General features: G+C 71.4%; 20 protein-coding genes and 2 pseudogenes. 11 read left to right on the top strand and 11 right to left on the bottom strand.

Annotation, left to right across the window (positions count from 1 at the left end; genetic code table 11):
* The gene (locus ABT360_RS11230) at positions 1–1,143 is read right to left on the bottom strand and encodes an acyl-CoA dehydrogenase family protein (protein ID WP_351813784.1); all 1,143 of its coding nucleotides are present in this window, start codon (positions 1,141–1,143) and stop codon (positions 1–3) included.
* Positions 1,140–2,342 carry a CaiB/BaiF CoA transferase family protein gene (locus ABT360_RS11225; protein ID WP_351813782.1) on the bottom strand — a complete coding sequence of 401 codons (1,203 nt, stop codon included), beginning with the start codon at positions 2,340–2,342 and terminating at the stop codon, positions 1,140–1,142. The genes ABT360_RS11230 and ABT360_RS11225 overlap by 4 nt, the downstream gene beginning before the upstream one ends.
* A gap of 170 nt (positions 2,343–2,512) precedes the next feature.
* On the opposite strand from ABT360_RS11225, the gene ABT360_RS11220 reads away from it, so the two are divergent.
* Positions 2,513–3,703 (top strand): saccharopine dehydrogenase family protein, encoded by a 1,191-nt coding sequence (locus ABT360_RS11220; RefSeq protein ID WP_351813780.1) that lies wholly within the window; start codon positions 2,513–2,515, stop codon positions 3,701–3,703.
* A gap of 10 nt (positions 3,704–3,713) precedes the next feature.
* Here the strand turns inward: ABT360_RS11220 and ABT360_RS11215 are convergent, their stop codons facing one another.
* Positions 3,714–4,091 carry a VOC family protein gene (locus tag ABT360_RS11215; protein WP_351813778.1) on the bottom strand — a complete coding sequence of 126 codons (378 nt, stop codon included), beginning with the start codon at positions 4,089–4,091 and terminating at the stop codon, positions 3,714–3,716.
* The gene (locus ABT360_RS11210) at positions 4,088–4,777 is read right to left on the bottom strand and encodes an endonuclease V (protein WP_351813776.1); all 690 of its coding nucleotides are present in this window, start codon (positions 4,775–4,777) and stop codon (positions 4,088–4,090) included. Before ABT360_RS11210 ends, ABT360_RS11215 begins: the two co-directional genes overlap by 4 nt.
* Positions 4,778–4,879: 102 nt before the next feature.
* Between ABT360_RS11210 and ABT360_RS11205 the strand changes: the two are divergent.
* Positions 4,880–5,184: pseudogene (locus tag ABT360_RS11205) on the top strand (YciI family protein).
* Between the two features lie 80 nt (positions 5,185–5,264).
* Here ABT360_RS11205 and ABT360_RS11200 read toward each other — a convergent pair.
* A complete protein-coding gene (locus tag ABT360_RS11200) occupies positions 5,265–6,344 on the bottom strand; it encodes a WD40/YVTN/BNR-like repeat-containing protein (protein WP_351813774.1) in 1,080 nt (359 codons plus the stop codon).
* 154 nt (positions 6,345–6,498) lie between these two features.
* Between ABT360_RS11200 and ABT360_RS11195 the strand changes: the two genes are divergently transcribed.
* From ABT360_RS11195 to ABT360_RS11170, 6 genes and pseudogenes are all read left to right on the top strand, one after another.
* The gene (locus tag ABT360_RS11195; RefSeq protein ID WP_351813772.1) at positions 6,499–6,915 is read left to right on the top strand and encodes an SsgA family sporulation/cell division regulator; all 417 of its coding nucleotides are present in this window, start codon (positions 6,499–6,501) and stop codon (positions 6,913–6,915) included.
* 582 nt (positions 6,916–7,497) lie between these two features.
* The gene (locus tag ABT360_RS11190) at positions 7,498–9,132 is read left to right on the top strand and encodes an ABC-F family ATP-binding cassette domain-containing protein (protein ID WP_351813770.1); all 1,635 of its coding nucleotides are present in this window, start codon (positions 7,498–7,500) and stop codon (positions 9,130–9,132) included.
* 57 nt (positions 9,133–9,189) lie between these two features.
* Positions 9,190–11,463, top strand: a complete 2,274-nt coding sequence (locus ABT360_RS11185) for an excinuclease ABC subunit UvrA (protein WP_351813768.1) — start codon at positions 9,190–9,192, stop codon at positions 11,461–11,463.
* Positions 11,464–11,518: 55 nt separating this feature from the next.
* Positions 11,519–12,295, top strand: a complete 777-nt coding sequence (gene ddaH, locus ABT360_RS11180; protein ID WP_351813766.1) for a dimethylargininase — start codon at positions 11,519–11,521, stop codon at positions 12,293–12,295.
* Between the two features lie 117 nt (positions 12,296–12,412).
* Positions 12,413–13,384: an acyl-ACP desaturase gene (locus ABT360_RS11175; RefSeq protein ID WP_351813764.1), complete on the top strand. Its 972-nt coding sequence runs from the start codon at positions 12,413–12,415 to the stop codon at positions 13,382–13,384.
* A 553-nt stretch (positions 13,385–13,937) separates the two neighbouring features.
* A pseudogene (locus tag ABT360_RS11170) lies at positions 13,938–14,693 on the top strand (chitosanase); the annotation flags it as partial.
* Here ABT360_RS11170 and ABT360_RS11165 read toward each other — a convergent pair.
* The 3 genes from ABT360_RS11165 to ABT360_RS11155 form a co-directional block, all read right to left on the bottom strand.
* Positions 14,665–16,005 carry an SDR family oxidoreductase gene (locus ABT360_RS11165; protein WP_351813763.1) on the bottom strand — a complete coding sequence of 447 codons (1,341 nt, stop codon included), beginning with the start codon at positions 16,003–16,005 and terminating at the stop codon, positions 14,665–14,667. The pseudogene ABT360_RS11170 and the gene ABT360_RS11165 overlap by 29 nt on opposite strands.
* Positions 16,006–16,062: 57 nt before the next feature.
* Positions 16,063–16,314, bottom strand: coding sequence for a WhiB family transcriptional regulator (locus ABT360_RS11160; RefSeq protein ID WP_351813761.1), 252 nt, complete (start codon positions 16,312–16,314; stop codon positions 16,063–16,065).
* A 225-nt stretch (positions 16,315–16,539) separates the two neighbouring features.
* Positions 16,540–17,529: a multicopper oxidase domain-containing protein gene (locus ABT360_RS11155; protein WP_351813759.1), complete on the bottom strand. Its 990-nt coding sequence runs from the start codon at positions 17,527–17,529 to the stop codon at positions 16,540–16,542.
* 196 nt (positions 17,530–17,725) lie between these two features.
* Here ABT360_RS11155 and ABT360_RS11150 point away from each other — a divergent pair, with 196 nt between their 5' ends.
* Positions 17,726–20,218 (top strand): ThuA domain-containing protein, encoded by a 2,493-nt coding sequence (locus tag ABT360_RS11150; protein ID WP_351813834.1) that lies wholly within the window; start codon positions 17,726–17,728, stop codon positions 20,216–20,218.
* A gap of 44 nt (positions 20,219–20,262) precedes the next feature.
* Positions 20,263–22,425 carry an OmpL47-type beta-barrel domain-containing protein gene (locus ABT360_RS11145; protein WP_351813832.1) on the top strand — a complete coding sequence of 721 codons (2,163 nt, stop codon included), beginning with the start codon at positions 20,263–20,265 and terminating at the stop codon, positions 22,423–22,425.
* 12 nt (positions 22,426–22,437) lie between these two features.
* On the opposite strand, the gene ligD is transcribed toward ABT360_RS11145, so the two are convergent.
* A complete protein-coding gene (gene ligD / locus ABT360_RS11140) occupies positions 22,438–23,448 on the bottom strand; it encodes a non-homologous end-joining DNA ligase (RefSeq protein ID WP_351813757.1) in 1,011 nt (336 codons plus the stop codon).
* Positions 23,449–23,522: 74 nt separating this feature from the next.
* Between ligD and ABT360_RS11135 the strand changes: the two genes are divergently transcribed.
* Entirely contained in the window at positions 23,523–24,605 is a 1,083-nt protein-coding gene (locus tag ABT360_RS11135) for an ATP-dependent DNA ligase (protein WP_351813755.1), read from the top strand.
* Here ABT360_RS11135 and ABT360_RS11130 read toward each other — a convergent pair.
* Both ABT360_RS11130 and ABT360_RS11125 read right to left on the bottom strand, forming a co-directional pair.
* A complete protein-coding gene (locus ABT360_RS11130; RefSeq protein WP_444852219.1) occupies positions 24,576–25,853 on the bottom strand; it encodes a lytic transglycosylase domain-containing protein in 1,278 nt (425 codons plus the stop codon). The two genes, ABT360_RS11135 and ABT360_RS11130, sit on opposite strands and share 30 nt — an antisense overlap.
* 38 nt (positions 25,854–25,891) lie before the next feature.
* Positions 25,892–26,527, bottom strand: a complete 636-nt coding sequence (locus ABT360_RS11125) for a hypothetical protein (protein WP_351813751.1) — start codon at positions 26,525–26,527, stop codon at positions 25,892–25,894.
* Between the last annotated feature and the right edge of the window lie 4 nt (positions 26,528–26,531).

The following is a 26,531-nucleotide window of genomic DNA, read 5'->3' as shown; positions in this document are numbered from 1 at the left end:
TCAGCCGAGCAGGGAACGGCCGATGATTTCCTTCATGATTTCGGTCGTACCGCCGTAAATGGTCTGGATCCGGCCATCGGTGAAGGCCCGGGCGACCGGATATTCGGCCATGTAGCCGTAGCCGCCGTGGAGCTGCAGGCAGCGGTCGGCGACGCGTTTCTGCAGTTCGGTGGCCCACCACTTGGCCATGGAGGCATGAACCGCGTCGAGGTCCCCGGTCGAGTGGTCGACGATGCAGCGGTCGACGAACTCGCGCGTGACGGCGCACTCGGTGGCCATCTCGGCGATCTCGAAGCGGATGTGCTGCAGCCTGGCGAGCGGCCGCCCGAACGCCTCGCGCTCCTTGACGTACGCCGTGGTGATCTCCAGCAGGTGCTCGGCGGCGGCGATGCCGGCGACCGCGATGTTCAGCCGCTCCTGCGCCAGGTTGGTCATCAGGTGGATGAACGCGCCGTTCAGCTCGCCGAGCAGGTTGTCCTTGGGGACGCGTACGTCGCGGAAGAAGAGCTCCGCGGTGTCCTGCGACTTCTGGCCGATCTTGTCGAGGTTGCGGCCCCGTTCGAAGCCGTCCATGCCGCGCTCGACGACCAGGAGGGACAGGCCGTGCGCGCCGCCCTCCGGGGTGGTCCTGGCGACCACGATCACCAGGTCGGCGAGGATGCCGTTGGAGATGAAGGTCTTGGAGCCGTTGAGGAGCCAGTGGTCGCCCTTGTCCTCCGCGGTGGTGCGGATGCCCTGGAGGTCGGAGCCGGCACCGGGCTCGGTCATGGCGATGGCGGTGATGATCTCGCCGGTGCAGAAGCCGGGCAGCCAGCGCCGCTTCTGCTCGTCGGTGGAGAGCGAGGTGAGGTAGGGGCCGATGATGTCGTTGTGGAGGCCGATCGCGAGCCCGGGGGCGCCGGCGCGGGTGAACTCCTCGGCGAGGACGGCGCTGTAGCGGAAGTCGGGGTTGCCGCCGCCTCCGTGCTCCTCGGGGACGGTGATGCCGAGCAGGCCCTGGCGGCCGGCCGCGAGCCAGGCGTCGCGCGAGACGATGCCGTCCTTCTCCCACTGCTCGTAGTGCGGGAGGACCTCCTTGGCGAGGAAGGTGCGGACGGTCTCACGGAAGGCGTCGTGCTCGGCCTCGAAGATCCGGCGCTTCACCTGGTCCCCCTGTCGTCGTCGGAGCGGTCGTCGCCGGTACGGACGTCCCCGGAGCGGTCGTCGCCGGAGCGGTCGTCGCCGGTACGGATGCTCGGTACGCCCCAGTCGTGGGCGACCTCGTCGGTGTCGGCACCCGGCTGGGCGGGCGGCCGGGTCACGGAGCCGGGCGTGGCGGAGAAACGGGGCGCGGGGGCCGGCTGGGTGATCCCGCCGTGGTCCGTGAAGGTGGAGCGGGCCGCGAGGTGCGGATGGGCGGGGGCTTCCCGCAGCGAGAGGACAGGGGCGACACAGGCGTCCGAGTCCTCGAAGACGGCCGTCCACTCGGCTCGGGTCTTCTCCTTGAACCGTGCGGCGACGGCGGCGCGCAGCTCGCCCCAGCGGTCGAAGTCCTTGCGGGCGGGCGCGGTGTCCTTGATGCCGAGCAGACGGACGAACTCGTCGTAGAACTGCTGCTCGAGCGCACCCACCGCCATGTACTGGCCGTCGGCCGTCTCATAGGTGCCGTAGAAGGGGCAGCCGCCGTCCAGGAGGTTCGCACCGCGCCGGTCCTGCCAGCCACCGGCGGCCATCATGCCGTGGATCATGGTCGCGAGGTGGGCGGCTCCGTCGGTGATGGCGGCGTCGACCACCTGGCCGCTGCCGCCCTCCACGCGCGCGTGGTGCAGCGCGGCGAGGACGCCGACGACGAGGTAGAGCGAACCGCCCGCGTAGTCGCCCACGAGGTTGGCGGGCACCGTCGGCGGTTCGCCGGCCTTGCCGATCATGGAGAGGGTGCCGGTGACGGCGATGTACGTGATGTCGTGTCCGGCGCGCTGGGCGAGCGGGCCGTCCTGTCCCCAGCCGGTCATCCGCCCGTAGACCAGCTTCGGATTACGGGCGAGGCAGGGCTCGGGGCCGACACCGAGCCGTTCGGCGACGCCCGGGCGGAACCCCTCGATGAGGATGTCGGCGCGCTCGACCAGGTCCAGGACGCGCTCCGGGCCGTCGTCCGCCTTGAGGTCGACGAGCACCGAGCGCTTGTTGCGGTTGGTGAGGTCGTACGCCGGATCGATCGCCAGGCCGCCGCCGCCCGGCCGGTCGACCCGCACCACGTCGGCGCCCAGATCGCCCAGGAGCATGGCGGCGAACGGGCCGGGCCCGATGCCCGCCAGCTCGACCACGCGCACCCCGGCGAGCGGGCCGTTGCCTGTCGCTGCCATATGACCCCCAGGACTGTGACACAACTGCTGTAACAGTGATGATGCTAAGAACGTGTTCCACTCCGCACAAGCCCTGTGGACAAGCGCTTGGAAGCACACCCGGGCAATCGCTCCTCACCCCGCACGCTAGCCTCTGCCTCCGACAACGGCGCGGACGGCGGAGGGGCTGGATGGAGACACGGGACGGCACGGAGCGGGCCCACGACGTGGTGCTCTTCGGGGCGACCGGATTCGTCGGGGAGCTGACCGCCCGGTATCTGGCCGCGCACGCGCCCGCGACCTGCCGGTGGGCGCTCGCCGGGCGCAGCCGGGACAAGCTGGAGGCGCTGCGCGACCGGCTGGCCGCCGAGCAGCCGCGGTGCGCGGACCTGCCGTTGCTGACGGCCGACGCGGGCGACCCGGACTCGATGCGCGAGCTCGCCGAGTCGGCCCGGGTCGTGGCGACCACCGTCGGGCCGTACGTCTGGTACGGCGAGCCACTGGTGGCCGCCTGCGCCGAGGCCGGAACGGACTACGTGGACCTGACCGGCGAGCCGGAGTTCGTGGACCTGATGTACGTACGCCATGACGCGCGGGCCCGCGAGACGGGGGCGCGGATCGTGCACGCCTGCGGTTTCGACTCGGTCCCGCACGACCTGGGTGTCTACTTCACGGTGTCGCAGCTGCCCGAGGGCGTGCCGTTGGCCGTGGACGGGTTCGTCCGCTCCAACGCCTTCTTCTCCGGCGGCACCTTCGCCTCCGCGTTGACCGCCATGGGACGCGGCCGGCACATGCTGCGGGCGGCCCGCGAGCGGCGGTTGCACGAGCCGCGGCTGGTGGGGCGGCGGGCACGGTCGCCGCTCGGGGCGCCGCGTTTCAGCCGGGAGACCGGAGCGTGGGCGCTTCCACTGCCGACCCTGGACGCGAACGTGGTGGCGCGTTCGGCAGCGGCCCTGCCCCGGTACGGTCCGGACTTCCGCTACCGCCACTACGCGGCGGTCAAGGCATTGCCCGTGGCCGTGGGCGGAACGGCGGCCATAGGGGCGCTGTTCGCGCTGGCGCAGGTGCCGCCCGCCCGGCGGTGGCTGATGGACCGTTACGAGGCGGGCCAGGGGCCGGACGCGGAGCGCCGCGCGCGCAGCTGGTTCACGGTGCGGTTCGTCGGCGAGGGCGGCGGGCGGCGAGTGTTCACCGAGGTGTCGGGCGGCGACCCGGGCTACGACGAGACGGCGAAGATGCTGGCCGAGTCGGCCCTCTCCCTGGCCTTCGACACGCTGCCCCCGACCTCCGGGCAGGTCACCACGGCGGCCGCGATGGGCGACGCCCTGCTGGAGCGGCTGAGCCGGGCCGGGATCCGCTTCCGGGTCGCCGACTCGCGCTGAACCGGCGCCCTCAGTCGCGGAGGAGGCAGAACGGGTGCCCCGCCGGGTCGGCGTAGACGTGCCAGCCGCGGGCGGGGTCGCCGTCGTCGAGCGGCGCGGCCCCGAGGGCGAGGACGGCCTTCCTCGCCGCTGCGAGGTCGGGCACGCCGATGTCCAGGTGGAACTGCTGGGGGCGGGACGGGGCGGGCCAGGCGGGCGGGAGGTAGAGCTCGGCCCGCTGGAAGGCCAGCACCTGCCCGCCGTCCAGGTGCAGGGTCGCCCAGTCCGCGTCGAGCGACCAGCGGGGGTCGGGACGGTTCACCTCGCCGCCGAGCAGCCCCTGGTAGAAGCGGGCCAGGGCCAGGACGTCGGGACAGTCCAGGACGGTGCACTGGAGCCGGCCGATCATGCCGTCACCTCCTTCAGGGCCCGCCGGCACTGGGCGTCCGCGTGCCGGGTGGTCTCCGGGATCCGGTAATGGGGCGTCAGGTGCAGGGTGTGGGCGCAGGCGTTGCCGAGGGCGACCCGGTGACCGGCCGAGACGAACACCGGCTTGACCTCCGCCCGGGTGCGCAGCGCCCGGCCGACCTCCTCACCGTCCGCGACCAGCGGAGTGGACGCCCCGCGCTCGGGACCGGGCTGTTCGTAGGAGAAGGTGAACGGGTTCTTGGCGACGCCGATCACCGGCAGGCCGGTGAGGACTCCGAGGTGGCTGGCGAGGCCGAACCGGCGCGGGTGGGCCTGGCCGTAGCCGTCGCACACCACCAGTCCGGGGCCTCCGCGGAGCGCGTCGAGCGCGGCCAGGACGGTCGGTATCTCGCGGAAGGCGAGCAGGCCGGGCACGTACGGGAAGGACACCCGGCCCACCGCGGTCGCCTCCTCCACGACGGTGAGGGTGCGGGCGTCGAGGACCACGGCTGCCGCGGCGACGAGATCGCGCTCGTCGTCGTAGGCCACGTCGACGCCGGTGACCCGTCCGGTGCCGGGCGGCGGGCCCGGCTCGTCCAGGACGACGCGGCTGCGGAGTTCGTCCTGGACGGCCAGTGCCTCCGCCTCGTCGGAGGGCCAGTCGGCGGGCTTTTCGATGATCGTCATAGTGACGGTCACCTTACGTCCGCCGGGACCGCGGGAGGGGTGACCGGACAGCCGGCGCCCTGGTCGACCCGGTTGTCAGTGGGGCCGGTTAGCCTCGCGGTCATGTTCGTACTGGAATTGACCTACACGGGCCCATCGAGCGGGTGGACGAGCTTCTCGCGGACCACGTCGCCTGGCTGGACTCCCACTACGAGTCGGGCGTGTTCATAGCGTCCGGCCGCAAGAAGCCGCGCGACGGGGGGATCATCCTGGCGGTCGGGGAGGACCGCGCGCGGATCGAGGCGCTCACGGCGACCGACCCGTTCGTCGTCGACGGCGTGTGCGCGTACCGCATCACGGAGTTCATGGCGACGAGGACCGCACCCGGGCTCGCCGCGTACCGTCAGCCGCTCCCGGCCCAGGCATAGCGGTCCCAGTCGCCGGATTGCTCGTTGCCCGGCGGTCCGGTCCACCGTGGGGCAGGGGGAGGCCGGTGCCGGTGGGGAACCTACCGCTCCAGGCGGGCCACCCGGCCCTTCTCACCCGAGGCCCAGCAGCCGAAGTCGGCGGCGCAGTCGACGGTGTCGTACGAGCCCGTGTCGACGGTCCGCCAGGTGCGGCCGCCGTCCGTCGTCAGGTCCGTTCCGGTGGGGCCGACGGCGAGGGCGGCCGACCGGCTGTGCGGCAGCCAGGTCACGCCCGAGCGGTAGGCGGGCGGCGGGGTGTGTGCCTGCCGCCACGTGCGCCCGCCGTCCCGGCTGACGGCTGCCGCCCGGGGCGACGGCTGCCCCGTCCGGTAGTCGCCGCCGACGGCGATGCCGTGCGTACGGTCGCGGAAGGCCAGGGCGAAGACCCCGCGCGCCGGGTCCCCGGCCGGGATCGTCGACTCGGCCACCGTCCAGTTGAGGCCGCGGTCGGAGGAGTGCAGCACGCGCGCGGTGGCGCCGCCTCCGGTGGCCAGCCACACGTCCTTGGGGCCGGAGCTGACGAGGCACTGGCCGCTCGCCGCGAACCCCGCCTCCCCCGGCAGGGCGGCGGGCATGCCGGTGTCCGGCAGCACCTTCCAGGTGCGGCCGCCGTCACCGGTGGACAGGATGCGGTATTTGCCGTCGACCGGGTCGCTCATGGCGAGGCCGTTCCGGCTGTCGAAGAAGGTGACGCAGTCGTAGAAGGCCCTGGGGTCGGTGTTGCGGAACGATTCGGTCCAGCTCGCGCCGCCGTCGTCGGTGCGGAAGATCCGGGAGGCCTCTCCCTCCCCGATCGCCAGCACGACCGCGCGTCGGCCGTCGAAAGCCTCGATGTCGCGGAACTCCAGGTCGCCCGCGCCCGTGGGCGAGACGTTCCGCCAGCTCCGGCCGCCGTCCGAGGTGCGCAGCACCGTGCCCTTGGACCCGGCCACCCAGGCGGTGGAACGGCTGACGGCCGCCAGGCCCCGGAAACGGACCTCTGTCCCGGTCTGCTTCAGCTGCCAGGAGGGCCCCGTCGTGGTGGGAGCGGCCTGGGCCGGGGCGGCGGTCAGCGCGGCCGCGAGCGCCGCCCCGCACAACCCCGCCGACACCGCTCGTCTCGTCTTCCCCATGGACGTCATGGCGCGGGAACGTAGCCCACCCCGACCGACGCGTCCAGGGCGCCTCCAGAGGTGACGCAGGTCACACCGTTCGCCAATGCACGCGTCGACGGAATTCGTCGTCCTCTTCGGTGTAAGAGTCGTACCGCCTCAGCCATGTGTGAGGGAGCAGGCCTTGTCCACCGTCATCGAGCAGGCCGTACAGGCCCGCCTGGTCGCGTCCGCGCCCCGCATGGAAACCGTTGCCGCGACCCTGCGCTACGACCGCCGGAACCCGTTCGCCGTCCAGATGGCCTTCCCGGCGCGGGCCACCCTCGAGGGGATCGAGGTGTCCTGGGAGTTCTCGCGGGAGCTGCTCGCGGCGGGCATCGACGAAGCGGCCGGGCTCGGGGACGTGCGCGTACGCCCCTTCGGCTACGACCGTACGGTCGTGGAGTTCCACGCTCCCGAGGGCGTCGCGATGGTACACGTCCGTACGTCCGAGGTGCGCCGGTTCCTCCGGCGAGCCCAGCACGTGGTGCCGACGGGCTGCGAGCACGAGTTCCTGGACCTCGACCAGGACCTCGCCGAGCTGCTGCGCGACGCCTGCTGATCCACGCCTCCCCCGAGCACGGGCCGTCAGACCGCGACGCGCGCCGGCCGCTCGTCGTGGGGACCGTACGCCAGGATCCGCGCGAGCACCTCGCGGAACCGGACAGAACCGGGCGAGACGGAGGACATCGCCGATCAGCTGCGCCGTCCGCACCACCCGTGGGGCTTTCCGGGCATGGAGGTCAGCACGCAGTGAGCCATGTCGGGGTGAAGCCGTGGTGCCGCCCTTCTGAGACCTCGGCCTGCGTCCAGTGGCCGCCGGATCCATCTCCGCGTCGACCGCACGAGCGACAAAGTGGGAGGTCATGACGGCGTTGTGGCAGCGGCGCCGATCCGGCGGTGGCACCGGGTCCCGCACGGCCGGTAATTCCGTTGCCGCCCCGGACGGACCGGGCGTACCTTCGTTCCCGGTTCTTGTCGTCGTCGAAACGGAGCAGGACGTTGCTCGTCTGAGGTCTTGAGACACCGTGTCGCACAGCCGCGTTCGGCGCTGTGCGCGCTGTGGTGTGCGACCTCGGCCCGTGAGCCGTCCCGGTGTCTCACCCGTTGCCATCGCTTTTCCTCACGCAACCGGGAGACCCGTATGTCTACCTACCCCACCTCCATCACCTGCACCGACCTGGCCTTCTCCTGGCCCGACGGCACCGGCGTCCTGGACGGCTTCCAGCTCGCGGTCGGGCCCGGCAGGACCGGCCTGATCGGCCTCAACGGCTCCGGCAAGTCGACCCTGTTGAAGCTGATCGCGGGCGAGCTCATCCCCACCGACGGCACGGTCCGCACGGTGGGCGAGATCGGGTACCTGCCGCAGAACGCCACTCTCGACACCGCCCTGCGCGTCGACGAGGCCCTCGGGATCGCCGCCGCGCGCGCCGCACTGCACGCCATCGAGGGCGGTGACCCGAGCGAGGAGCACTTCACGGCGATCGGCGACGACTGGGACGTCGAGGAGCGGGCGCGCGCCACGCTCGACCAGCTGGGTCTCGGCCACATCGGCCTGGACCGCACGATCGGCGAGGTGTCGGGCGGCGAGTGCGTGCTGCTGCGGCTGGCCGCCCTGCTGCTGGCCCGGCCCGACGTGCTGCTGCTCGACGAACCGACCAACAACCTCGACCTGCACGCCCGCCACCGGCTGTACGCGGCCGTCGAAGCCTGGTCGGGCGTCCTGGTCGTCGTCAGCCACGACCGCGAACTGCTGGAGCTGGTCGACCAGATCGCCGACCTCCGGGACGGCGAGGTGACCTGGTACGGCGGCGCCTACTCGGCGTACGAGGAGGCGCTCGCCGCCGAACAGGAGGCGGCCGAGCGCATGGTGCGGGTCGCCGAGGCCGACGTACAGCGGCAGAAGCGCGAACTGGCGGACGCGCATGTGAAGTTGTCACGGCGCAAGCGGTACGGGCAGAAGATGTACGACACCAAGCGCGAGCCGCGCGCGGTGATGAAGCTGCGCAAGCGGGCGGCGCAGGAGTCGGCCGGCAAGCACCGGATCATGCACACCCAGAAGCTCACCGAGGCCAAGGAGCGGCTCGACGAGGCCGTGGAGGCGGTGCGGGACGACGACGAGATCCGTATCGAGCTGCCGTACACCACGGTCCCGCCGGGCCGGGGCGTGCTGTCGCTCCGCGACCTGGAGCTGCGGTACGGGGCACGGGTCGGCGGCGAGTGGGAGCTGCGCGGCCCGGAGCGGATCGCGCTCGTCGGGCGCAACGGCGCGGGCAAGACGACGCTGCTGCGCACGATCGCCGGTGAGCTGGAGCCGGTGGCGGGCGAGGTGGTGGCGCACGTCCCGCTGCGCTTCCTGCCGCAGCGGCTCGACGTCCTCGACGACGATCTGAGCGTGGTCGAGAACGTCGCCCGGTTCGCCCCCGAGGCGACCAACAACCGGATCCGGGCACGGCTGGCCCGTTTCCTGTTCCGGGGTGCGCGGGCCGATCAGCCGGCCGGGACGCTGTCGGGCGGCGAGCGGTTCCGCGCGGCACTCGCCGCGCTGCTGCTGGCCGAGCCGGCGCCGCAGCTGCTGATGCTGGACGAGCCGACGAACAACCTCGACATGGCGAGCGTACGGAAGCTGACGGCGGCGCTGGACGCCTACGAGGGGGCATTGATCGTGGCCAGTCACGACGTGCCCTTCCTGAGGTCGATCGGCATCACGCGCTGGCTGCTGCTGGAGGACGGCGAGCTGCGGCCGACGACGGCGGAGGAGGTGCTGTCGAGCCCGTGACGTGACGTGGTGAATACCCGACAGAAGATGTCGGGTATTCACCATAGCGTCCACCTCATGGCATCGAGCATCGTCATCGAGGGCGCCCGTGAGAACAACCTCCGGGACGTCTCTCTCACCCTCCCCAAGAACAGCATCACCGTTTTCACCGGGGTGTCCGGCTCCGGCAAGTCGTCGGTGGTCTTCGACACGATCGCCGTCGAATCGCAGCGGCAGTTGAACGAGACTTTCACCTGGTTCATCAGGAACCGGCTGCCGAAGTACGAGCGGCCGCACGTCGACGTGATCGACGACCTCTCGGTGGCGATCGTCGTCGACCAGAAGCCCATCGGCGGCAACGTCCGCTCGACGGTCGGCACCATGACGGACATCTTCTCGGTGCTGCGGGTGCTGTTCTCCCGGTACGGCACTCCCAGCGCCGGGCCGGCGACCGCGTACTCGTTCAACGACCCGTCCGGGATGTGTCCCGTGTGCGACGGCGTGGGCCGCACGGTCCGGCTCGACCTCGACAAGGCGGTCGACTGGTCGAAGTCGCTCAACGGCGGCGCGCTGCGGCTGCCGGGCACGTCCGTCGGCAGCTGGCAGTGGAAGCTGTACGCCGACTCCGGCCTGTTCGACCCGGACAAACCGCTCGCCGACTACACGGAGGCGGAGCGCCGGGTGCTGCTGCACGGGACGGACCAGGGCTCGGAGGTGAAGGTACGCCTGACGATGAAGTCCGGTGCGGCGGACGTTCGGTTCGAGGGGCTGGTGGACCGGTTCGACCGGCTGTATCTGAAGCGCGACACGGCGGGGTTGTCCGACGCGTACAAGGAGACCGTGCAGAACGTCACCACCCAGGGGGTGTGCGAGACGTGCGGCGGCGCGCGGTTGAACGAGGCGGCGCTCGCGACGCGTATCGACGGGCTGAACATCGCCGACTACGCGCGGATGGAGGTCTCCGACCTGGTCGGCGTCCTGGCGGCGATCGACGACCCGGTCGCCTCGCCGATCGCGGCGGCCGCCCGGGAGCGCCTGGAGCGGCTGGTCGGGATCGGACTGGGGTATCTGAGCCTGGACCGGGAGACCACGACCCTGTCGGGCGGGGAAGGCCAGCGGCTGAAGATGGTGCGGCACCTGGGCAGTTCGCTGACCGGGCTCACCTTCGTCTTCGACGAGCCGAGCGTGGGGCTGCACCCGCGTGACGTGGGGCGGCTGAACGATCTGCTGGTACGGCTGCGGGACAAGGGCAACACCGTGCTTGTGGTGGAGCACGACCCGGATGTGATGGCGATCGCGGACCACATCGTGGACATGGGGCCGCGCGCCGGCACGGACGGTGGAGAGGTGGTGTACGCGGGGCCGTTCGCCGCGCTGCGGGACGCGGACACGCTCACCGGACGGTGTTTGCGGCGGCGTACGCCCCTGAAGGAGACGTTCCGCTCCCCCACCGGGTGGCTGCCGGTGACCGGGGCGGACCTGCACAACCTGAAGGGCATCGACGTCCGCTTCCCGACGGGGGTGCTGACGGCGGTGACGGGGGTGGCCGGATCGGGCAAGTCGACGCTCGTGTCGGAGGTGTTCACATCCGCGTATCCCGAGGCGGTCGTGATCGACCAGAGCGCGATCACGGCGTCCTCGCGGTCGACCCCGGCGTCGTACCTGGGGATCATGGACACGGTTCGGAAGGTGTTCGCGAAGGAGAACGGCGTTCCGGCCTCCCTCTTCAGCTTCAACTCGGCCGGCGCGTGCTCGGTGTGCGCGGGGCGGGGAGTCATCTACACCGACCTCGCCTTCATGGACCCGGTCACGACCACGTGCGAGGCGTGCGAGGGGCGGCGCTTCCACGACGACGTACTGGAGCACCGGGTGCGGGGCAGGTCGATCGTCGACGTACTGCAGATGACGGCGGCGGACGCGATCGCCTTCTTCGACGACCGGGCACTGCGGCGCAAGCTGCGCACGCTCAACGACGTCGGCCTGACCTACCTGACGCTCGGTCAGCTGCTCAGCTCGCTGTCGGGCGGTGAGCGGCAGCGGATCAAGCTGGCGACGCAGCTGCACCGCACGGGCAGCGTGTACGTGCTGGACGAGCCGACGACCGGTTTGCACATGGCCGACGTGGACACGCTCGTCGCTCTGCTCGACCGGCTGGTCGACGCGGGCAACACGGTGGTGTGCGTGGAACACAACATGGACGTGGTCAAGCGGGCGGACTGGGTGATCGACCTGGGACCCGACGGGGGCAAGCACGGCGGTGAGCTGGTTTTCGAGGGGACACCCGCGCGGCTGCTGGAGCACCGGAAGTCGTTCACGGCCGAGTACCTGCGGCGGGACCTGGGTGTCGACTAACCGGCGGCCGACGGGGTAGGCGTGAACGGGACCACCGAGTTTGGAGGCCCTGCCCGTGCCCAGTAAAAAAGCCCTGGTCCGCCGTCCGAGCCCGCGTCTCGCCGAGGGTCTGGTCACCCATGTCGAGCGCACCCCCGTCGACCCCGCCCTGGCCGTCGTCCAGTGGGAGCGGTACGTCGGCGCCCTGCGCGCGCACGGCTGGGAGACCGTGGAGGTGGAGCCGGCCGACGACTGCCCGGACGGGGTCTTCGTCGAGGACGCGGTGGTGATGTTCCGCAATGTGGCGCTGATCTGCCGGCCCGGTGCCCCCTCGCGCCGCCCGGAGACGGCCGCCGTCGAGGAGGCGGTGGCGGCTCTGGGCTGCTCGGTGAACCGGGTGCGGGAGCCGGGCACGCTCGACGGGGGCGATGTGCTGAAGGTCGGCGACACCGTGTACGTGGGGCGGGGCGGGAGGACGAACGCGGCGGGCGTGGCGCAGCTGCGGGCGGCGTTCGAGCCGCTGGGTGCGCGTGTCGTCGCCGTACCGATGAGCCGGGTGCTGCACCTGAAGTCGGCGGTCACGGCGCTGCCGGACGGTACGGTCGTCGGGCACGAGCCGTTGGTGGAGACGCCCTCGCTCTTCCCGCGCTTCCTGCCGGTGCCGGAGGAGGCGGGCGCGCACGTGGTGCTGCTGGGCGGCGGAAAGCTGCTGATGGCGGCGAGCGCCCCGAAGTCGGCGGAGCTCTTCGCGGACCTCGGCCACGAGCCGGTCGTCGTCGACATCGGCGAGTTCGAAAAGCTCGAAGGCTGCGTGACATGTCTCTCTGTACGCCTCCGTCACCTCCGCACATAACGGAACGTAAGCCTCCATCCGAGGACCCGGGCTTGGCTAAGGCTTACCGCCCCCTTAACCTACGGTCTCGTAACCTACGAAGCCGTAAGTAATTCTCCCGTCCCCAGGAGTACCCGTATGACCCTCACCTCTCCCCACCTCGGCAGTTCGGAAGCGTGGACCGACGCCCGGCTGCTGTACGCCTTGGAAGAGGTGGTCGAGAAGGAGCTCAACCGCCATCTGAAGGTCGTCAAGGACTGGATGCCGCACGAGTACGTCCCGTGGTCGGACGGCCGCAATTTCCCCGGTTTCTTCGAAGACGGCGAAGCCTGGGAGCCCGAGCAGTCCAAGGTCACCGACATCGGCAAGATCGCGCTCGTCGTCAACCTGCTGACCGAGGACAACCTCCCCAGCTACCACCACGAGATCGCCACGCTCTTCGGGCGGGACGGCGCGTGGGGTACCTGGGTCCACCGCTGGACCGCCGAGGAGGGCCGGCACGGCATCGTGATGCGCGACTACCTGCTCGCCTCGCGTGCCGTGGACCCGGACAAGCTGGAGCAGTTCCGGATGACCCACATGAGTGAGGGCTTCGAGTCGGACAACCGCCACTCGATGCTGCACTCGGTGGCGTACGTCGCCTTCCAGGAGCTCGCGACCCGCATCTCGCACCGCAACACCGGCCACCAGTCGGGCGACCCGGTCTGTGACCGGATGCTGGCGCGCATCGCGACCGACGAGAACCTCCACATGGTCTTCTACCGCAACCTGCTGGGCGCCGCCTTCGAGCTCGCCCCGGACCTCACCATGCAGGCGGTCCGCGACGTGGTCGTCAACTTCCGCATGCCCGGGCACGGCATGCCGGGCTTCGAGCGGGCGGCCGCGCAGATGGCGATCGGCGAGATCTACAACATGCGCATCCACCACGACGACGTCCTCCAGCCGGTGCTGCGCTTCCTGAAGGTCCTGGAGATCGACGGGCTGGGCCCGGAGGGCCTGAAGGCGCAGGAGGAACTGGGCCTGTACATGGACGGCCTCGACACGGAGGCGCGCAAGTTCGACGAGAAGCTCGCCGCCCGCAAGGCCCGCCTGGCGGCCCGCGGTCGCTGACGCCTCGGGCCGGTCGGCTGCGGCCGGCCCGGCGGGGAGATCGGTCCTGCCCGGGGTGCGGTTCAGCCCCGGGCCCGGAGTCCCGGCGGTACCGGCACGGGCCGGACCGCTGACGCCGGTGCGGCGCCACCGGTGCCGACGGACGCCCCCCCGGCCCCCGCAGGACCGTCGGGGGCCCGTGCCGCAGCGCCGTATGGACCGGTGGGCGCGGAAGCCCGGGCGGCCGCATCAGCCGCCCGCACGACCGGCGGCCCGCACCCCGGCCCTCAGGCCTCAGGCCTCAGGCTGACAGGGGCGTACCGGGCCGGTGCGCCGCGGGGGGACGGCACCCGGCACCCGGCACCCGGCACCCGGACCACGGTCGGCGCGGCGGCCCGCACGACGGACCGCCCGCCCAACGAGCGGCCCGGACAGCGGTCGGTGCACCCGCGGCCCCGGAGCCGGTGCGCCGCAGGGTCAGGCTCACGACAGCCCCGTCCCGCAGGCGCCCAGCACCACCGGGGCACCGAACCCGCTCAAGGCGGGCACCGCGGACGAGCAGACGGCCCTGCAGGCGCGCATCGCCAAGATGCCGCCCGGGCTGGCCGCGCCCGACAAGAAGGAGCTCGCCGCCCAGCTGGTGGCCAGCGCCGACGACTCGGCCCTCGACTGGCGCGGCGAGCACGACGACATCGAGGACATCGGCGACGGCAACGGCTACACCGCCGGTGTCGTCGGCTTCTGCTCCGGCACGAACGACATGCTCCAGCTCGTCGAGTACTACACCGAGGAGCACCCGGACAACCCGCTGGCCGAATACCTCCCGGCGCTGCGCGAGGTCGACGGCACCGACTCGCACGAGGGCCTCGACCCGGGCTTCCCCGCCGCCTGGAAGAAGGCGGCCGAGCACCCCGCCTTCCGCAAGGCACAGGACGTGGTCCGCGACCGCCTCTACTCCGACCCGGCCGTGCGGCCGGCGAAGATGGACGGGCTGTCCACGCTCGGCCAGTTCATCTACTACGACGCGATGGTGCTGCACGGCCCGGGCGTGGGTCCCCAGGAGTTCTACGGCATCCGCGCCGCGGCGATGAAGAAGGCCGAGACCGCGGCGGAGGGCGGCGACGAGAAGGCGTACCTCAACGCCTTCCTGGACGCCGGCCGCGCCGTGATGAAGGCCAGGCGGACCGAGCGGGAGCGGGACTCCTCCCGCATCGACACGGCCCAGCGGGTGTTCCTGCGGGACGGGAACATGGACCTGGAGGTTCCGCTGACGTGGCAGACGTACGGGGAGACGTTCCGGATCACCACGCGGCCGGCCGGTAGTCCTTGAGGAAGACCCCGGCGACCGGCGCGCCCGCCTCGCCCCGCACGATCGGGTCGTAGACGCGGGCGGCGCCGTCCACGACGTCCAGCGGGGTGCGGGTGCCGGCGGCGGCGATCCGGGCCTTGCGGGGCGCGGGGTTCTCGTCGGTGATCCAGCCGGTGTCGACGCTGCACATGTGGACGCCCTGTGCGGCGAGGTCCTCGGCGCTGGTGCGGGTGAGCATGTTCAGCGCGGCCTTGGCCATGTTGGTGTGGGGATGGCCGGCCGTCTTGTTGCGGACGGCGAACCTCCCCTCCACCGCGCTCACATTGACGATGTAGCGGCGGGGGTGCGGGGACGCCAGCAGCAGCGGCAGCAGGCGGTCGCACAGGAGCGCGGGCGCGAGGGCGTTGACGAGCTGGGTCTCCAGCAGCTCGGCGGGGTCCAGCTCGCCAAGGCGGGCGGACCAGGAGTTGCGCGGCGCGGGGTCGGGCAGGAGCCCTGCCTCGTCCGTTTCACCGTCGAGTACGAGGGCGAGGGCACCGTTACCGGTGGCCGGAAGGGCGGGCGCGTAGCCGGGGGCCGCGATGATCCCGCCCGGCAGCTCGCCCCGCTCCCCCGCGTGGAGCGCGGCGTACGACTCGGGTGGGCGGCGTATCGTCTGGGCGGCGTTGTTGACGAGTATGTCGAGGGGCCGGCCGTCGGCGAGGAGCCGCTCGCACAGGCCGAGGACCTGGCGCGGATCGCGCAGGTCGATCGCGACGACCGTGAGCCGCTCCAGCCACCGCTCGCTGCCCTCCGCTGTGCGGAAGCGGCGCAGGGTGTCCTGTGGGAAGCGGCTGGTGACGAGGAGCTCGGCGCCGTCGCGCAGCATCATCAGCGCGAGCTGGAACCCTATCTTCACGCGTCCGCCGGTGAGCAGCGCGCGGCGCCCCGTGAGGTCGGTGGACAGGGCGCGGCGCGTGGCGTTGTCCGCGGCGCAGTCAGGGCAGAGGCGGTGGTAGAACGCGTCGGCCTGTCGATAGAGCGCCTTGCAGACATAGCAGTGCCGGGGCTTGAGGAACTCTCCGACGGTGCCGCGCCGGGTCGGCAGGGGCGCGTCCTCACGCCGGTCGAGTGCACCGGTCGCGGTGGCGGCGCTGAGCACGGCATCGGCCTGGGAGCGAGCATGCTGCCGGGCCTTGCGGCGCTTGTTGCGGCTCTCGCGGGCGAAGGAGGCGGCGAGTTCCTCGGCCCGCATCCGCAGGGGGTGGTCCAGCGGCAGGGCCCGTAGCCGCCCCACCGTACGGCCGAACTCGGCCACTTCGTCGTCCGTCACTGCGTTGTGCTGCTGCTCCATGCGCATGTGATCTTAAGGGCGGGTCGGCCGGCCCGGCATGCGGTTATCCGGGCCGGCTCAGCGTCCCTGCTGCCTGAGCGCGTACCGTTCCTTCTCCGACAGGCCGCCCCAGACGCCGAAGCGTTCGTCGTGGGTGAGGGCGTACTCGAGGCAGGCCTCGCGGCCTTCGCAAGCGGCGCAGAGGCGCTTGGCCTCGCGGGTGGAGGAGCCGGGGTCCGGGAAGAAGAAGTCCGGGCCCGTCTGGGCGCACAGGGCGGTCTCCTGCCAGGAGAGTTCGGCGTCGTGGGGAGCAAGGCGGTTGATCGGCATGCCGAACACGCTGCCCCGCTCCGATAAACGGGACGTCAACGAACGATCAACGGTACCAAGGGCGATGGGGCGTCGGTTCGTTCCGTAATCATGGGCCTGCGTGACGTGATCGGGCAAGGAGTTCGTCCGGGGTGTCCCCCGGTGTCCCAAGGCGGCGGCCGTTGTGGGCGGACCGGGTCCCACCCCGGCTCCCCGGGGCGGGACTCGGCGAGCACGGCCGACCGTTCAGTGGGTGTGGGTGCCGTCGGCGGCCGCCGTGGGGTGGTGCGGCTCGTAGCCGGGAATGGTGCCGTCCGGCTTGGCCACCAGGAAGAGGCCCGCCATACCCATGTCCGAGTGGCTCTGCACATGACAGTGATACATCCAGGCGCCCGCGCCCACGCCTTCGCCCGCGATGATCTGGAAACCGAACGAGTCGGCGGGGCCGGTGATCTTGTTGTCGATGACGGGGCTGGGGTCGTCGGGGCCGGTGAGCAGGCCGGTGCGGTTGTCCGCCCAGCGGTGACCGTGGATGTGGAACGTGTGGTAGTACTCACCGTGGGTGATCATGATGATCTCGACCCGGTCACCCACCGTGGCCCGGAAGTCGGGGCTCTGGTGGCCGGGCTTGTTGTTGATCGTCATGTCGTTGAAGACGATCGTGAACTGCTTGTCGGGCAGGATGTCACCCTTGCGCCGCACGACGACCGGCCCGTACAGCCCCTTGCGGATGCCGCCGGTGCCGTGGTCGGTGCCCACGACGTGGTCGTGGTAGTGCCAGTAGCCGGCGCTGCCGGCGCGCCATGTGCCGTCCTTGCGGCGGCCCGGGGCGTGGGTGCGCCAGGTGTACGTACGGGTGCCGCCGGACTCCACGTGGCTGCGGTTCATCTTCGTGCCGTCGCTCGCGATGTCGTAGTCCACGCCGTGGACGTGCAGGCTGGCCGGGACGTCCATGGTGTTCTCGAACTCGATGTGGAGGGTGTCCCCTTCGTTCAGTTCGATCAGCGGCCCGGGGATGGTCGCCTTGCCCTTCTCCAGGCCGTAGCCCATCGATCCGTCCGCCAGTTTTTCGGCATACAGCTTGAGATGCCGCACCTGACCACCCGCCGGGGCCGTCGGCGGCGGCGTCTCGGCCGATACCGCGTCGGGCGCGGAGGCCAGGGACAACGATGTCACGCCGGTCGCGGCAACCGCTCCCCCGGCCAGCAGGCGCCGGTTGAAGCTCCGTCTGTCCATGCCGAACTCCCCAGTGCGGTGCGGAGGCTGACGGGGCGAAGGCGCCCCCGGGACGGCCACACCGTAACCGGGCCGGACGGGGTTTATCCACAGCCAGGACAAAGTTCGCGCAATTGGTGTCAAGCTATTGGCGTGTTGCGGAAAGAGGTCTAGCTTCATCGTCGTTTGCTGTGACCACAGAGGGGTGGGTGAACACATGCACCGTGCACCACATCACCGGTCAAGATCCCGCCGCGGAGCGGCGGCCGCGCTGGCCGCCGGCGCCCTGGCGGCCTCCCTGCTCAGCGGTACGGCGGCCACCGCCGGGCCCAATCCCGGTGAGCCCGGACCGAGTCGGACAACGTTGTCGCTCCCCTCGCCGCCCGGCGGGGCCAATGTGCGGGTGCTGGTCTTCCACGCCTCGGCGACGACCGAGTCCCCGACCGTCGACGCCGGTATCGCGGCGATCGAGTCGATCGGCCAATCAGGCCCGGCTGCCCAGCAGTTCCGCACCGAGGCCACGGACGACGCCTCGGTGTTCACCAATGCCCGCAAGCTCGGCCGGTACAACGCCATCGTGTTCCTGACCGGCGGCGGCGATGTGCTCGACCCCGAGCAGGAGGCCGGCCTGGAGTCGTACGTGGAGGCCGGCGGCGGCTTCCTCGGCATCCACGACGCGGCGCGCACCGAGCCGTATTCGGACTGGTTCACCGGTCTGGTCGGTGCCCGGCCCGCCGCGAACAGCCCCACCACCGTCGAGCGCGCGACCGTCGAGGTGGGCGACCGGCAGCATCCGGCCACCAAGCAGCTCCCGTTGAGCTGGAAGCGTCCGGACAAGTGGCTCAACTGGACGGTGAACCCTTCGGGCACCGTGCACACGGTCGCCCGTGTCAAGGAGAGCACCTACCAGCCGGGCCCGAGCGCCAACGGCTGGGACCACCCGATCTCCTGGTGCCGTGACTACGACGGCGGCCGCTCCTTCTACACGGGCATGGGCGGAACGGTCGACTCGTTCGCCGAGACCGACTTCCGCGACCACCTGCGTGGCGCCCTGTTGTGGACGACCCGGCTCTCCCGCGCCGACTGCAAGGCCACCATCGACGCCAACTACACCGCGGAGCGGGTCACCCAGCCCAACCAGCCGGGGCTGAACGACCAGATCGGCGAGCCGCACGGGCTGGTCGCCGCCCCGGACGGCCGCCTCCTCTACATCGGGCGCGGTGGCGCCGACTCCTCGAAGCCCGTGGTCACCGACTGGAACAACCCGGACATCGGCAAGGGCCGGGGTGAGATCCACGTCTACGACCCGAAGACGAAGAAGGTGCGGCTCGCGGGCGCGCTCACGGTCTTCGGCAACAAGGGCGGCGGTGACGAGCTGACGAAGAACGAGGAGGGTCTCCTCGGTATCGAGCTCGACCCGGACTTCATGACCAACGGCTGGGTCTACCTGCACTACACACCCCACTCACGGATCAACCGCGACACGCACATGGCGGAGCGGTACGTCTCCCGCTTCACCCTCGACCTCGCCACCGACCAACTGGACCTGGCGAGCGAGAAGGTGCTGCTGAAGTGGCCGGTGCAGATCCACAGTTGCTGCCACGCGGGCGGCGGCATGGCCTGGGACTCCAAGGAGAACCTGTACATCGCCACCGGCGACAACAACTCCAGCGGCTTCAGCTCGGGGTACTCCGGCAACAACCCGGAGCCGGACTTCAAGGGCGTCTCGTTCGCCGACGCCCGCCGCACCTCCGGCAACACCAACAACCTCAACGGCAAGATCCTCCGCATCCACCCGGAGGACGACGGGACGTACACGATCCCCGAGGGCAACCTCTTCACCGGCCGGGAGCCGGACGAGGGAGGCGGCAAGACCCGGGGGGAGATCTATGTGATGGGCGTGCGCAACCCGGCCCGGATCTTCGTCGACCAGCAGACCGACATCCTGTACGCGGGGTGGGTCGGTCCCGACGCCGGTGCCCCGTCGACCACATGGGGCCCGGCCAAGTACGACACGTTCGCCGCGATCACGAAGGCGGGCAACCACGGCTGGCCGTACTGCATGGGCAACAACCAGCCGTACCGGGACCGCAATCTTCCCGACCCGAGCAAGCCGCTCGGCTGGTACGACTGCGCCAAACCGAAGAACGAGTCCCCGAACAACGACGGTCTGGTGAACCTGCCGCCGGTCACACCCAACACCATCTGGTACTCGCCGCAGGGCGGTGGCGTGGACTATCCGCGCGACGCGAACGGCGTGCCCAGCTACAAGACGGAGGAGCAGAAGCTGTTGCTGCCATGGCTCAAGGGCGGCGGCCAGGCGACCATGAACGGGCCGGTGTACCGGTACGACGCGGCGTCGGACAGCACGGTGAAGTGGCCGGCGTACTGGGACGGCAAGTGGTTCGTCGGTGACTTCTACGACGGGGACCAGCCGCGGCACGCCGTGCTGACCGACCCGAAGACGGTCGGCAAGGGCGGCCTGCCGGTCCACGCCGAGTCCCTGAAGAAGATCATCCCGGTCGGGGCGAACGGCATCCGCAACCTGATGGACTGGAAGTTCGCGCCGGACGGCTCGCTGTACGTCCTGGACTACGGGCGCGGCTTCTTCACCTCCGACTCCAAGTCCGCGCTGTGGCGTGTGACGTACAAAGGTGGCGGGGCGACGCCCGCCGCCGACGGTCTCGCGAGGAAGGCGGCCGCGCGGTGAGACGATCTCCACGCATCTGGACAGCGCTGCTGGCAGCACTGCTGATGGTCCTGGGACTGACGTCGACCGCCGCGTACGGGCGGCCCGACAACGGGCCGACGGCCGCGGCGGAACAGGTGCTGACCTGGACCGCCGGTGACCCCATCGACCGTTATCTGACGTTCCCGACGACCGCGGTGGCGGGCCCGACGACGATCGTCTTCGAGAACAGCGCGGCCACCGGGAACACCACCGGGATGCCCCACACCCTGACGTTCGACGTCTCGGACCCGGAGTACAACAACGACGTCCAGCTGAACATCCTGGCCAATCCCAACGACGACCAGGGCGGCAAGCACACCGCCCAGGTCACCCTGACGCCCGGCCGGTACCGCTTCTACTGCACCATCCCCGGCCACGGTTCGATGCAGGGCATGCTCACCGTGACGGACGGAGGTGGCGGCGAGGACACCACGGCGCCCGAGACCTCCGCGAAGGTCGAGGGCGAGCGGAACGCGGACGGCGCTTACGTCGGCCACGCCAACGTCACGGTCTCGGCGACCGATACCGGCGGCTCGGGCGTGGACCGGATCGAGTACGCGGTCGGCACGGACGGCGCCTGGCAGGCCTACACCGCCCCGGTGATGGTCCACCAGGTGGGCACCCACAGGATCCGCTACCGGGCCACCGACAAGGCGGGCAACACCTCGGCAGAGAAGGCCGTGGACTTCCGCCTAGTGGCGCCGCCGACCGACGACAGGACCCCGCCGGAGACGTCGGCGACCGTCAGCGGCGAGAAGAACGAGCAGGGCCAGTACCGGGACATGGCGACGGTCACCGTCACCGCGTCCGACACCGGCTCCGGGGTGAACACCATCGAGTACGCGATCGGGGCCGACGGCGCCTGGCAGACCTACACCGCCCCGGTGATGGTCCACCAGGTGGGCATCCACACGGTCCGCTACCGGGCCACGGACCGGGCGGGGAACGCGGCGGCCGAGAAGTCGGTGCAGTTCACCGTCGTCGCCCCGCCCACGCAGGACACCACCCCGCCGGAGACGACGGCCGCGGTGACCGGGAGCAAGAACTCGGACGGCGCGTTCATCACCAGCGCCACGGTGACGGTCACCGCGACCGACACGGGCGGATCGGGCGTGGACCGGATCGAGTACTCCCTGGACGGCGGGCCGTACCTGGCGTACACGGCGCCGGTCGTGGTGGACCGGGTGGGCCACCACACGGTGCTGCACCGGGCCACCGACAAGGCCGGCAACACCTCGGGGGCGAAGCACGTCGCCTTCGACGTCGCGGCCGGCGGCGGTGTACCGGCGCCCGGCTGCCCCGAGTACGACGAACGGCTCACCGTCATCGTCGGCACGGTCGACAGCGGCGTACCGAACCGGATGACGCGCAGCCGGTGCACGATCAACGAGCTGATCGAGGACGAGAAGGACTGGTCGTCGCACGCGCTGTTCCTCAAGCACGTGGACGCGGTCCTCGACAAACTCCTCGCGGACGGGGTCGTCGACGCGCGCGAGCACCGGACGATCTACCGGGCCGCCAAGCAGTCCGGGATCGGCAAGCCCGGCCAGACCAGCGGCTACCGCACGCTGTTCGACGGTTCGGCGGAGACCTTCGCCACGTGGCAGCACGTGGGCGGCGGCGCGTTCGCCCTCAACGGCGACGGCTCGATGACCAGCAGCACCACGGTCCCGGGCATGGGCATGCTGTGGTTCCCGCAGCGGCAGTACGGGGACTTCTCGCTCAAACTCCAGTGGCGGGACGACGCCCCGGGCACGGGCAACGCCAACTCCGGTGTCTTCGTCCGCTTCCCGAACGTCCACGACCATCCGGAGGAGCCACGGCCGGAGTGGGTCGCCATCAAGTTCGGGCACGAGGTCCAGGTGCTGGACCGGCCGGACGGCGACATGTACAAGACCGGTTCCGTCTACGGGTTCGACCGGGTGGGTCTGGGCGGCGCGGGCGTCACTCCGAAGGGCACGTGGAACGACTACGAGATCCGGGTGGAGGGCCAGCACTACTCGGTCTTCCGCAACGGTGTCCTGATCAATGAGTTCGACAACAACGCCGGCCAGGAGTTCTCCCCGCCGCGCGCCGACGACCCGGGCACGGACGGCCGGCGGTACGCCACCGGCTACATAGGACTCCAGGTCCACGGCACGACGGATGTGATCTCCTACCGTGACATCCGGATCAAGGAGCTCTGAGGGACTCCGGGGTCACTCGGTCTTCTTGGCGCGGCTCGGCTGTACCCGCTTGGGCTCACCCGGCATCTTCGGGTAGTCCGGTGGGTACGGCAGGTCGGCCAGGCCGTGGTCGCGCTCGTCCTTGGCGGCCAGCTCCAGCAGACTGTCCAGCGTGAAGGCGTGGTCGTCCATGTCCGCGTGGATGTCGCCGTGGTCGGCGTACCGCACGGGCATGGTCGCCAGGTCGAAGTCACGGGGGTCGACGTCGTCCAGTTCCTCCCACCGCAAGGGGGCGGACACCGGGGCGTGCGGCTTGGGGCGGATCGAGTAGGCGGAGGCGATGGTCCGGTCCCGGGCCGTCTGGTTGTAGTCGACGAAGATCTTCTCGCCGCGCTCCTCCTTCCACCAGGCGGTGGTGACCCGGCCGGGCATACGCCGTTCGAGCTCACGGCCGACGGCGATGGCCGCGCGGCGCACGCGGGTGAAGTCCCAGCGCGGTTCGATCGGTACGTAGACGTGGATGCCGCGTCCGCCGGAGGTCTTCGGCCAGCCGCGCAGTCCGTGCTCGTCGAGCAGGGCGTGCAGCTCGTGCGCGGCGGCGACCGCCTCGGCGAACCCGGTGCCGGGCTGCGGGTCCAGGTCGATGCGCAGCTCGTCGGGGTGGTCGGTGCGGTCCCCTCGGACGGGCCACGGGTGGAAGGTGAGCGTGCCGAGGTTGGCCGCCCAGATGACGGCGGCGATCTCGGTGGGGCGGATCTCGTCGGCGAAGCGGCCGCTGGGAAAGGAGATGTGGGCGGTGGGGATCCAGTCGGGGAGGTTCTTGGGCGCGCGCTTCTGGAAGAAGGACTCGCCCTCGACGCCGTCGACGAAGCGTTCCAGAGTCGTCGGGCGGTCGCGCAGGGCGCGGGTGATGCCCTCGCGCACGGCGAGGAAGTAGCGCGCCACGTCCAGCTTCGTGAAGCCGCGCTCCGGGAAGTAGATCTTGTCCGGGTTGGACAGGCGTACGGTCCGCCCGCCGGCCTCCAGCTCCACCGCGTTTCCCATGGGCGTCACAGTAGAACGCCCGGATAGAGCTCGCATATCGGGCATATCCGGATACCGTCGGGCAGAATCGAGCCATGGACCTGCCGGTAATGCCACCCGTGAAGCCGATGCTGGCCAAGTCCGTGAAGAAGATCCCGCCCGGCATGCAGTACGAGGCCAAGTGGGACGGCTTCCGGGCCATCGTCCACCGGGACGGGCCCGAGCTGGTGATCGGCAGCCGCACCGGCAAGCCGCTGACCCGGTACTTCCCCGAACTGGTCACCGCTCTGCCGCCCCGGCTCCCGGAGCGCTGTGTCGTCGACGGCGAGATCGTGATCGCCCACGAGGGGCGGCTGGACTTCGACCGGCTCACCGAGCGCATCCACCCCGCCGCCTCGCGCGTCACGATGCTCTCCGAACGCACACCCGCCCGGTTCATCGCCTTCGACCTGCTCGCCCTCGGCGACGAGTCGCTGATGGACACTCCCCTCGTCGAGCGCAGGGCGGCGCTGGAGGAGGCCCTGCGCGGCGTCGACGCCCCCGTCCACCTGGCCCCGTCCACCACCGACATCGACGTGGCACGGGGCTGGTTCGAGCAGTACGAGGGCGCCGGGCTCGACGGTGTGATCGCCAAGCCCCTGGACCTGCCCTACCGTCCCGACGCCCGGCTCATGTACAAGATCAAGCACGAGCGGACGGCCGATGTGGTGGTGGCCGGCTACCGCTTCCACAAGAGCGGCCCGGTCGTCGGCTCCCTGCTCCTCGGCCTGTACGACGACCAGGGCGCGCTCCAGCATGTCGGCGTCTGCGCCGCGTTCACCGAGAAGCGCCGCGCCGAGTTGATCGACGAGCTGGAGCCGCTGCGCATGGACCCGCCCGACGGTCATCCGTGGGCCGCCTGGACGGACGTGACCGCGCACGAGACCGCCCGGCTGCCGGGGGCGCCGAGCCGCTGGTCCGGCAAGAAGGACCTGTCCTGGGTGGCGCTGCGGCCGGAGCGGGTGTGCGAGGTCGGGTACGACCACATGGAGAGCAACCGGTTCCGGCACACGGCCCAGTTCCGCCGGTGGCGGCCGGACCGTACGCCGGAGAGCTGCGGGTACGGGCAATTGGAGGAGCCCGTCTCGTACGACCTCGGCGAGGTGCTGTCAGGAGGCGGGGAGGGGGGCGGGGGTTGAGCAGGGCGCGCCGGTGGGCGTGACGGTGGGTCCCGGAGCCGGGGCCGGGGAGGGCGTGCCGGTCGGGGCGGGGGGCGGGGACGGGCAGGTGGGGTCCGGGGACGGTTGCGTCGGTGCCGGAGTGGGGGTGGGGGTGGTGGACGGCGAGGGCGACGGGGTGGGTGCCGGGGGCGTGGACGGGATCGGTTTCGTTGGTGTGGGCGTGGGTGGGGTGGGTGCCGGGGGCGGGGACGGCGAGGGCCGGGGAGGCAGGGTGACGGGTGGCCGGGTCGGGCGCGCGGGCGGGCCGGGAACGGCCGACGGCCGGGTCGAGGGCTGGGGGCCCACCACGATCCCCCCGCTCGGACTCGGGCTCGGCTTCGTACCCTTGCCGCTGCCGGTGTTGCCGCCGTGGCCCGCGCCGGGGCTCACCGGGAGCACGCCCGTGGTGTCCGGCACGGGATGCGCGCCTCGCTGGTAGAAGGCCAGCCAGGCGAGGACGGTCCGCAGGTAGGCGCCCGAGTGGTTGTAGCCGAGGACCGCCCGGTCCAGATCGGCCTTGACCGTGAGGGTCCGCTCCCCCGCGCACAGGTAGCGCCCGGCGGCCAGGGCGGCGTCGTGGACGTTGCCGGGGTCCTGGCGGCCGTCGCCGTTGCCGTCCGCGCGCCAGCGGGCCCAGGTCGAGGGGATGAACTGCATGGGGCCCACCGCCCGGTCGTACACCGTGTCACCGTCGTACGCCCCACCGTCGGTGTCCGTGATCCTGGCGAAACCCACACCGTTGAGCACCGGTCCCAGGATGGGCTCCAGCGTGGAGCCGTGGGCGTCGACGCGCCCGCCTCGCGCCTGGCCCGATTCCACCTTGCCGATCGCGGCGAGCAGCTGCCACGGCAGCCGGCAGCCCGGGTCGGTGCGGGCGACGGCGGCCTCGGCGCGCCGGTAGGCCGCAAGGACGGTGGCGGGTATCCCGGCGTGGACGGTGACCAGGCCGGACAGGGGGGTGCCGCCGGGTCGGGCCGCGGGCGCCATGGACGGCGCGGGCGAGGTGAGCGGGGGCAGCTCCGTGTGGTAGGCGCCGTCGTCGCGTGGCCCCGGTACGGCGGCCCAGGGAAGGCCACCCATCACCGGGTCGCCCGCCGCCGGTTCGCCCGCGACCGGCACCGCCGACCGGGTGAATCCCGGCGCCTGCGACGCGGTCAGCGCGGCCATCGCGGCGACGGCGGCCGCGGTCCCGGTGACTCCCCGGCGCGCCCTCGACCGGCTCCGCACCCTCATGACCCTCATGACCTTCGTGCACCGCGTGACCCTCATGAGCCCGCTCCCAGGGTGTCGATGGCGGCGATACGCCAGGTGGTGTCCTTCCGTACCGCCTCCACCGCGAACATGGCGGCGCCGTACGTCGTCTCGGCCTTCCTGGCCGCCGTACGCGTGTTGCTCTGGTCGGCGTAGATCAGCACCCGCGCCCGGTCGCCGTCGATCAGTTCGACTCCGCTGTGGGTGACGGTGGTGGTCAGGACGAGCTTCTGCTTCGCCGCCTGCGCCCGGACCGGGGCGAGCATCGCGCGGTGCTGTTCGACCGCCTTGCCCGTGAGGCGGGTACGGGCGGCCGTGTCGGCCGCGGCGCCGGCGGCGTAGTCGTACGAGAAGAGCTCGTTGACCGCCTTGGTGACCTGGCCCTTGACCTCACTGGTACGGGCGATGTCGGTGAGCGCGGCATTGCCGGCGGCGGGCGTGTCCCGCAGGGCGGCGGCCTCCCCGGTGGCCCAGGTGGCGAAACCGCCCAGGAGGACGGTGAGGACGCCCAGCGCGGCGGGGAGTCCGCGGCGCCGCACCCGTGGCGGTTCCGGCTCGGCCCGGGGCGCGGGTGCGGGCGCGGCCGTGCGGGGCGTGTTCACGGACGCCAGGCGCCGTCGCCGGTTGATGAGATGACGGGTCGTCGACATAGGG

Source organism: Streptomyces sp. NPDC000229, assembly GCF_040300825.1.
GTDB lineage: Bacteria > Actinomycetota > Actinomycetes > Streptomycetales > Streptomycetaceae > Streptomyces.
This window is presented reverse-complemented; position numbering and strand designations above follow the sequence as displayed.

Excerpts from the sequence above, each read along its gene's own strand:
- ABT360_RS11225 (WP_351813782.1), bottom strand. The coding sequence starts at position 2,342 with ATGGCAGCGACAGGCAACGGCCCGCTCGCCGGGGTGCGCGTGGTCGAG.
- ABT360_RS11220 (WP_351813780.1), top strand. The coding sequence starts at position 2,513 with ATGGAGACACGGGACGGCACGGAGCGGGCCCACGACGTGGTGCTCTTC.
- ABT360_RS11215 (WP_351813778.1), bottom strand. The coding sequence starts at position 4,091 with ATGATCGGCCGGCTCCAGTGCACCGTCCTGGACTGTCCCGACGTCCTG.
- ABT360_RS11210 (WP_351813776.1), bottom strand. The coding sequence starts at position 4,777 with ATGACGATCATCGAAAAGCCCGCCGACTGGCCCTCCGACGAGGCGGAG.
- ABT360_RS11200 (WP_351813774.1), bottom strand. The coding sequence starts at position 6,344 with ATGACGTCCATGGGGAAGACGAGACGAGCGGTGTCGGCGGGGTTGTGC.
- ABT360_RS11190 (WP_351813770.1), top strand. The coding sequence starts at position 7,498 with ATGTCTACCTACCCCACCTCCATCACCTGCACCGACCTGGCCTTCTCC.
- ABT360_RS11185 (WP_351813768.1), top strand. The coding sequence starts at position 9,190 with ATGGCATCGAGCATCGTCATCGAGGGCGCCCGTGAGAACAACCTCCGG.
- ABT360_RS11175 (WP_351813764.1), top strand. The coding sequence starts at position 12,413 with ATGACCCTCACCTCTCCCCACCTCGGCAGTTCGGAAGCGTGGACCGAC.
- ABT360_RS11165 (WP_351813763.1), bottom strand. The coding sequence starts at position 16,005 with ATGGAGCAGCAGCACAACGCAGTGACGGACGACGAAGTGGCCGAGTTC.
- ABT360_RS11160 (WP_351813761.1), bottom strand. The coding sequence starts at position 16,314 with ATGCCGATCAACCGCCTTGCTCCCCACGACGCCGAACTCTCCTGGCAG.
- ABT360_RS11155 (WP_351813759.1), bottom strand. The coding sequence starts at position 17,529 with ATGGACAGACGGAGCTTCAACCGGCGCCTGCTGGCCGGGGGAGCGGTT.
- ABT360_RS11150 (WP_351813834.1), top strand. The coding sequence starts at position 17,726 with ATGCACCGTGCACCACATCACCGGTCAAGATCCCGCCGCGGAGCGGCG.
- ABT360_RS11145 (WP_351813832.1), top strand. The coding sequence starts at position 20,263 with ATGGTCCTGGGACTGACGTCGACCGCCGCGTACGGGCGGCCCGACAAC.
- ligD (WP_351813757.1), bottom strand. The coding sequence starts at position 23,448 with ATGGGAAACGCGGTGGAGCTGGAGGCCGGCGGGCGGACCGTACGCCTG.
- ABT360_RS11135 (WP_351813755.1), top strand. The coding sequence starts at position 23,523 with ATGGACCTGCCGGTAATGCCACCCGTGAAGCCGATGCTGGCCAAGTCC.
- ABT360_RS11125 (WP_351813751.1), bottom strand. The coding sequence starts at position 26,527 with ATGTCGACGACCCGTCATCTCATCAACCGGCGACGGCGCCTGGCGTCC.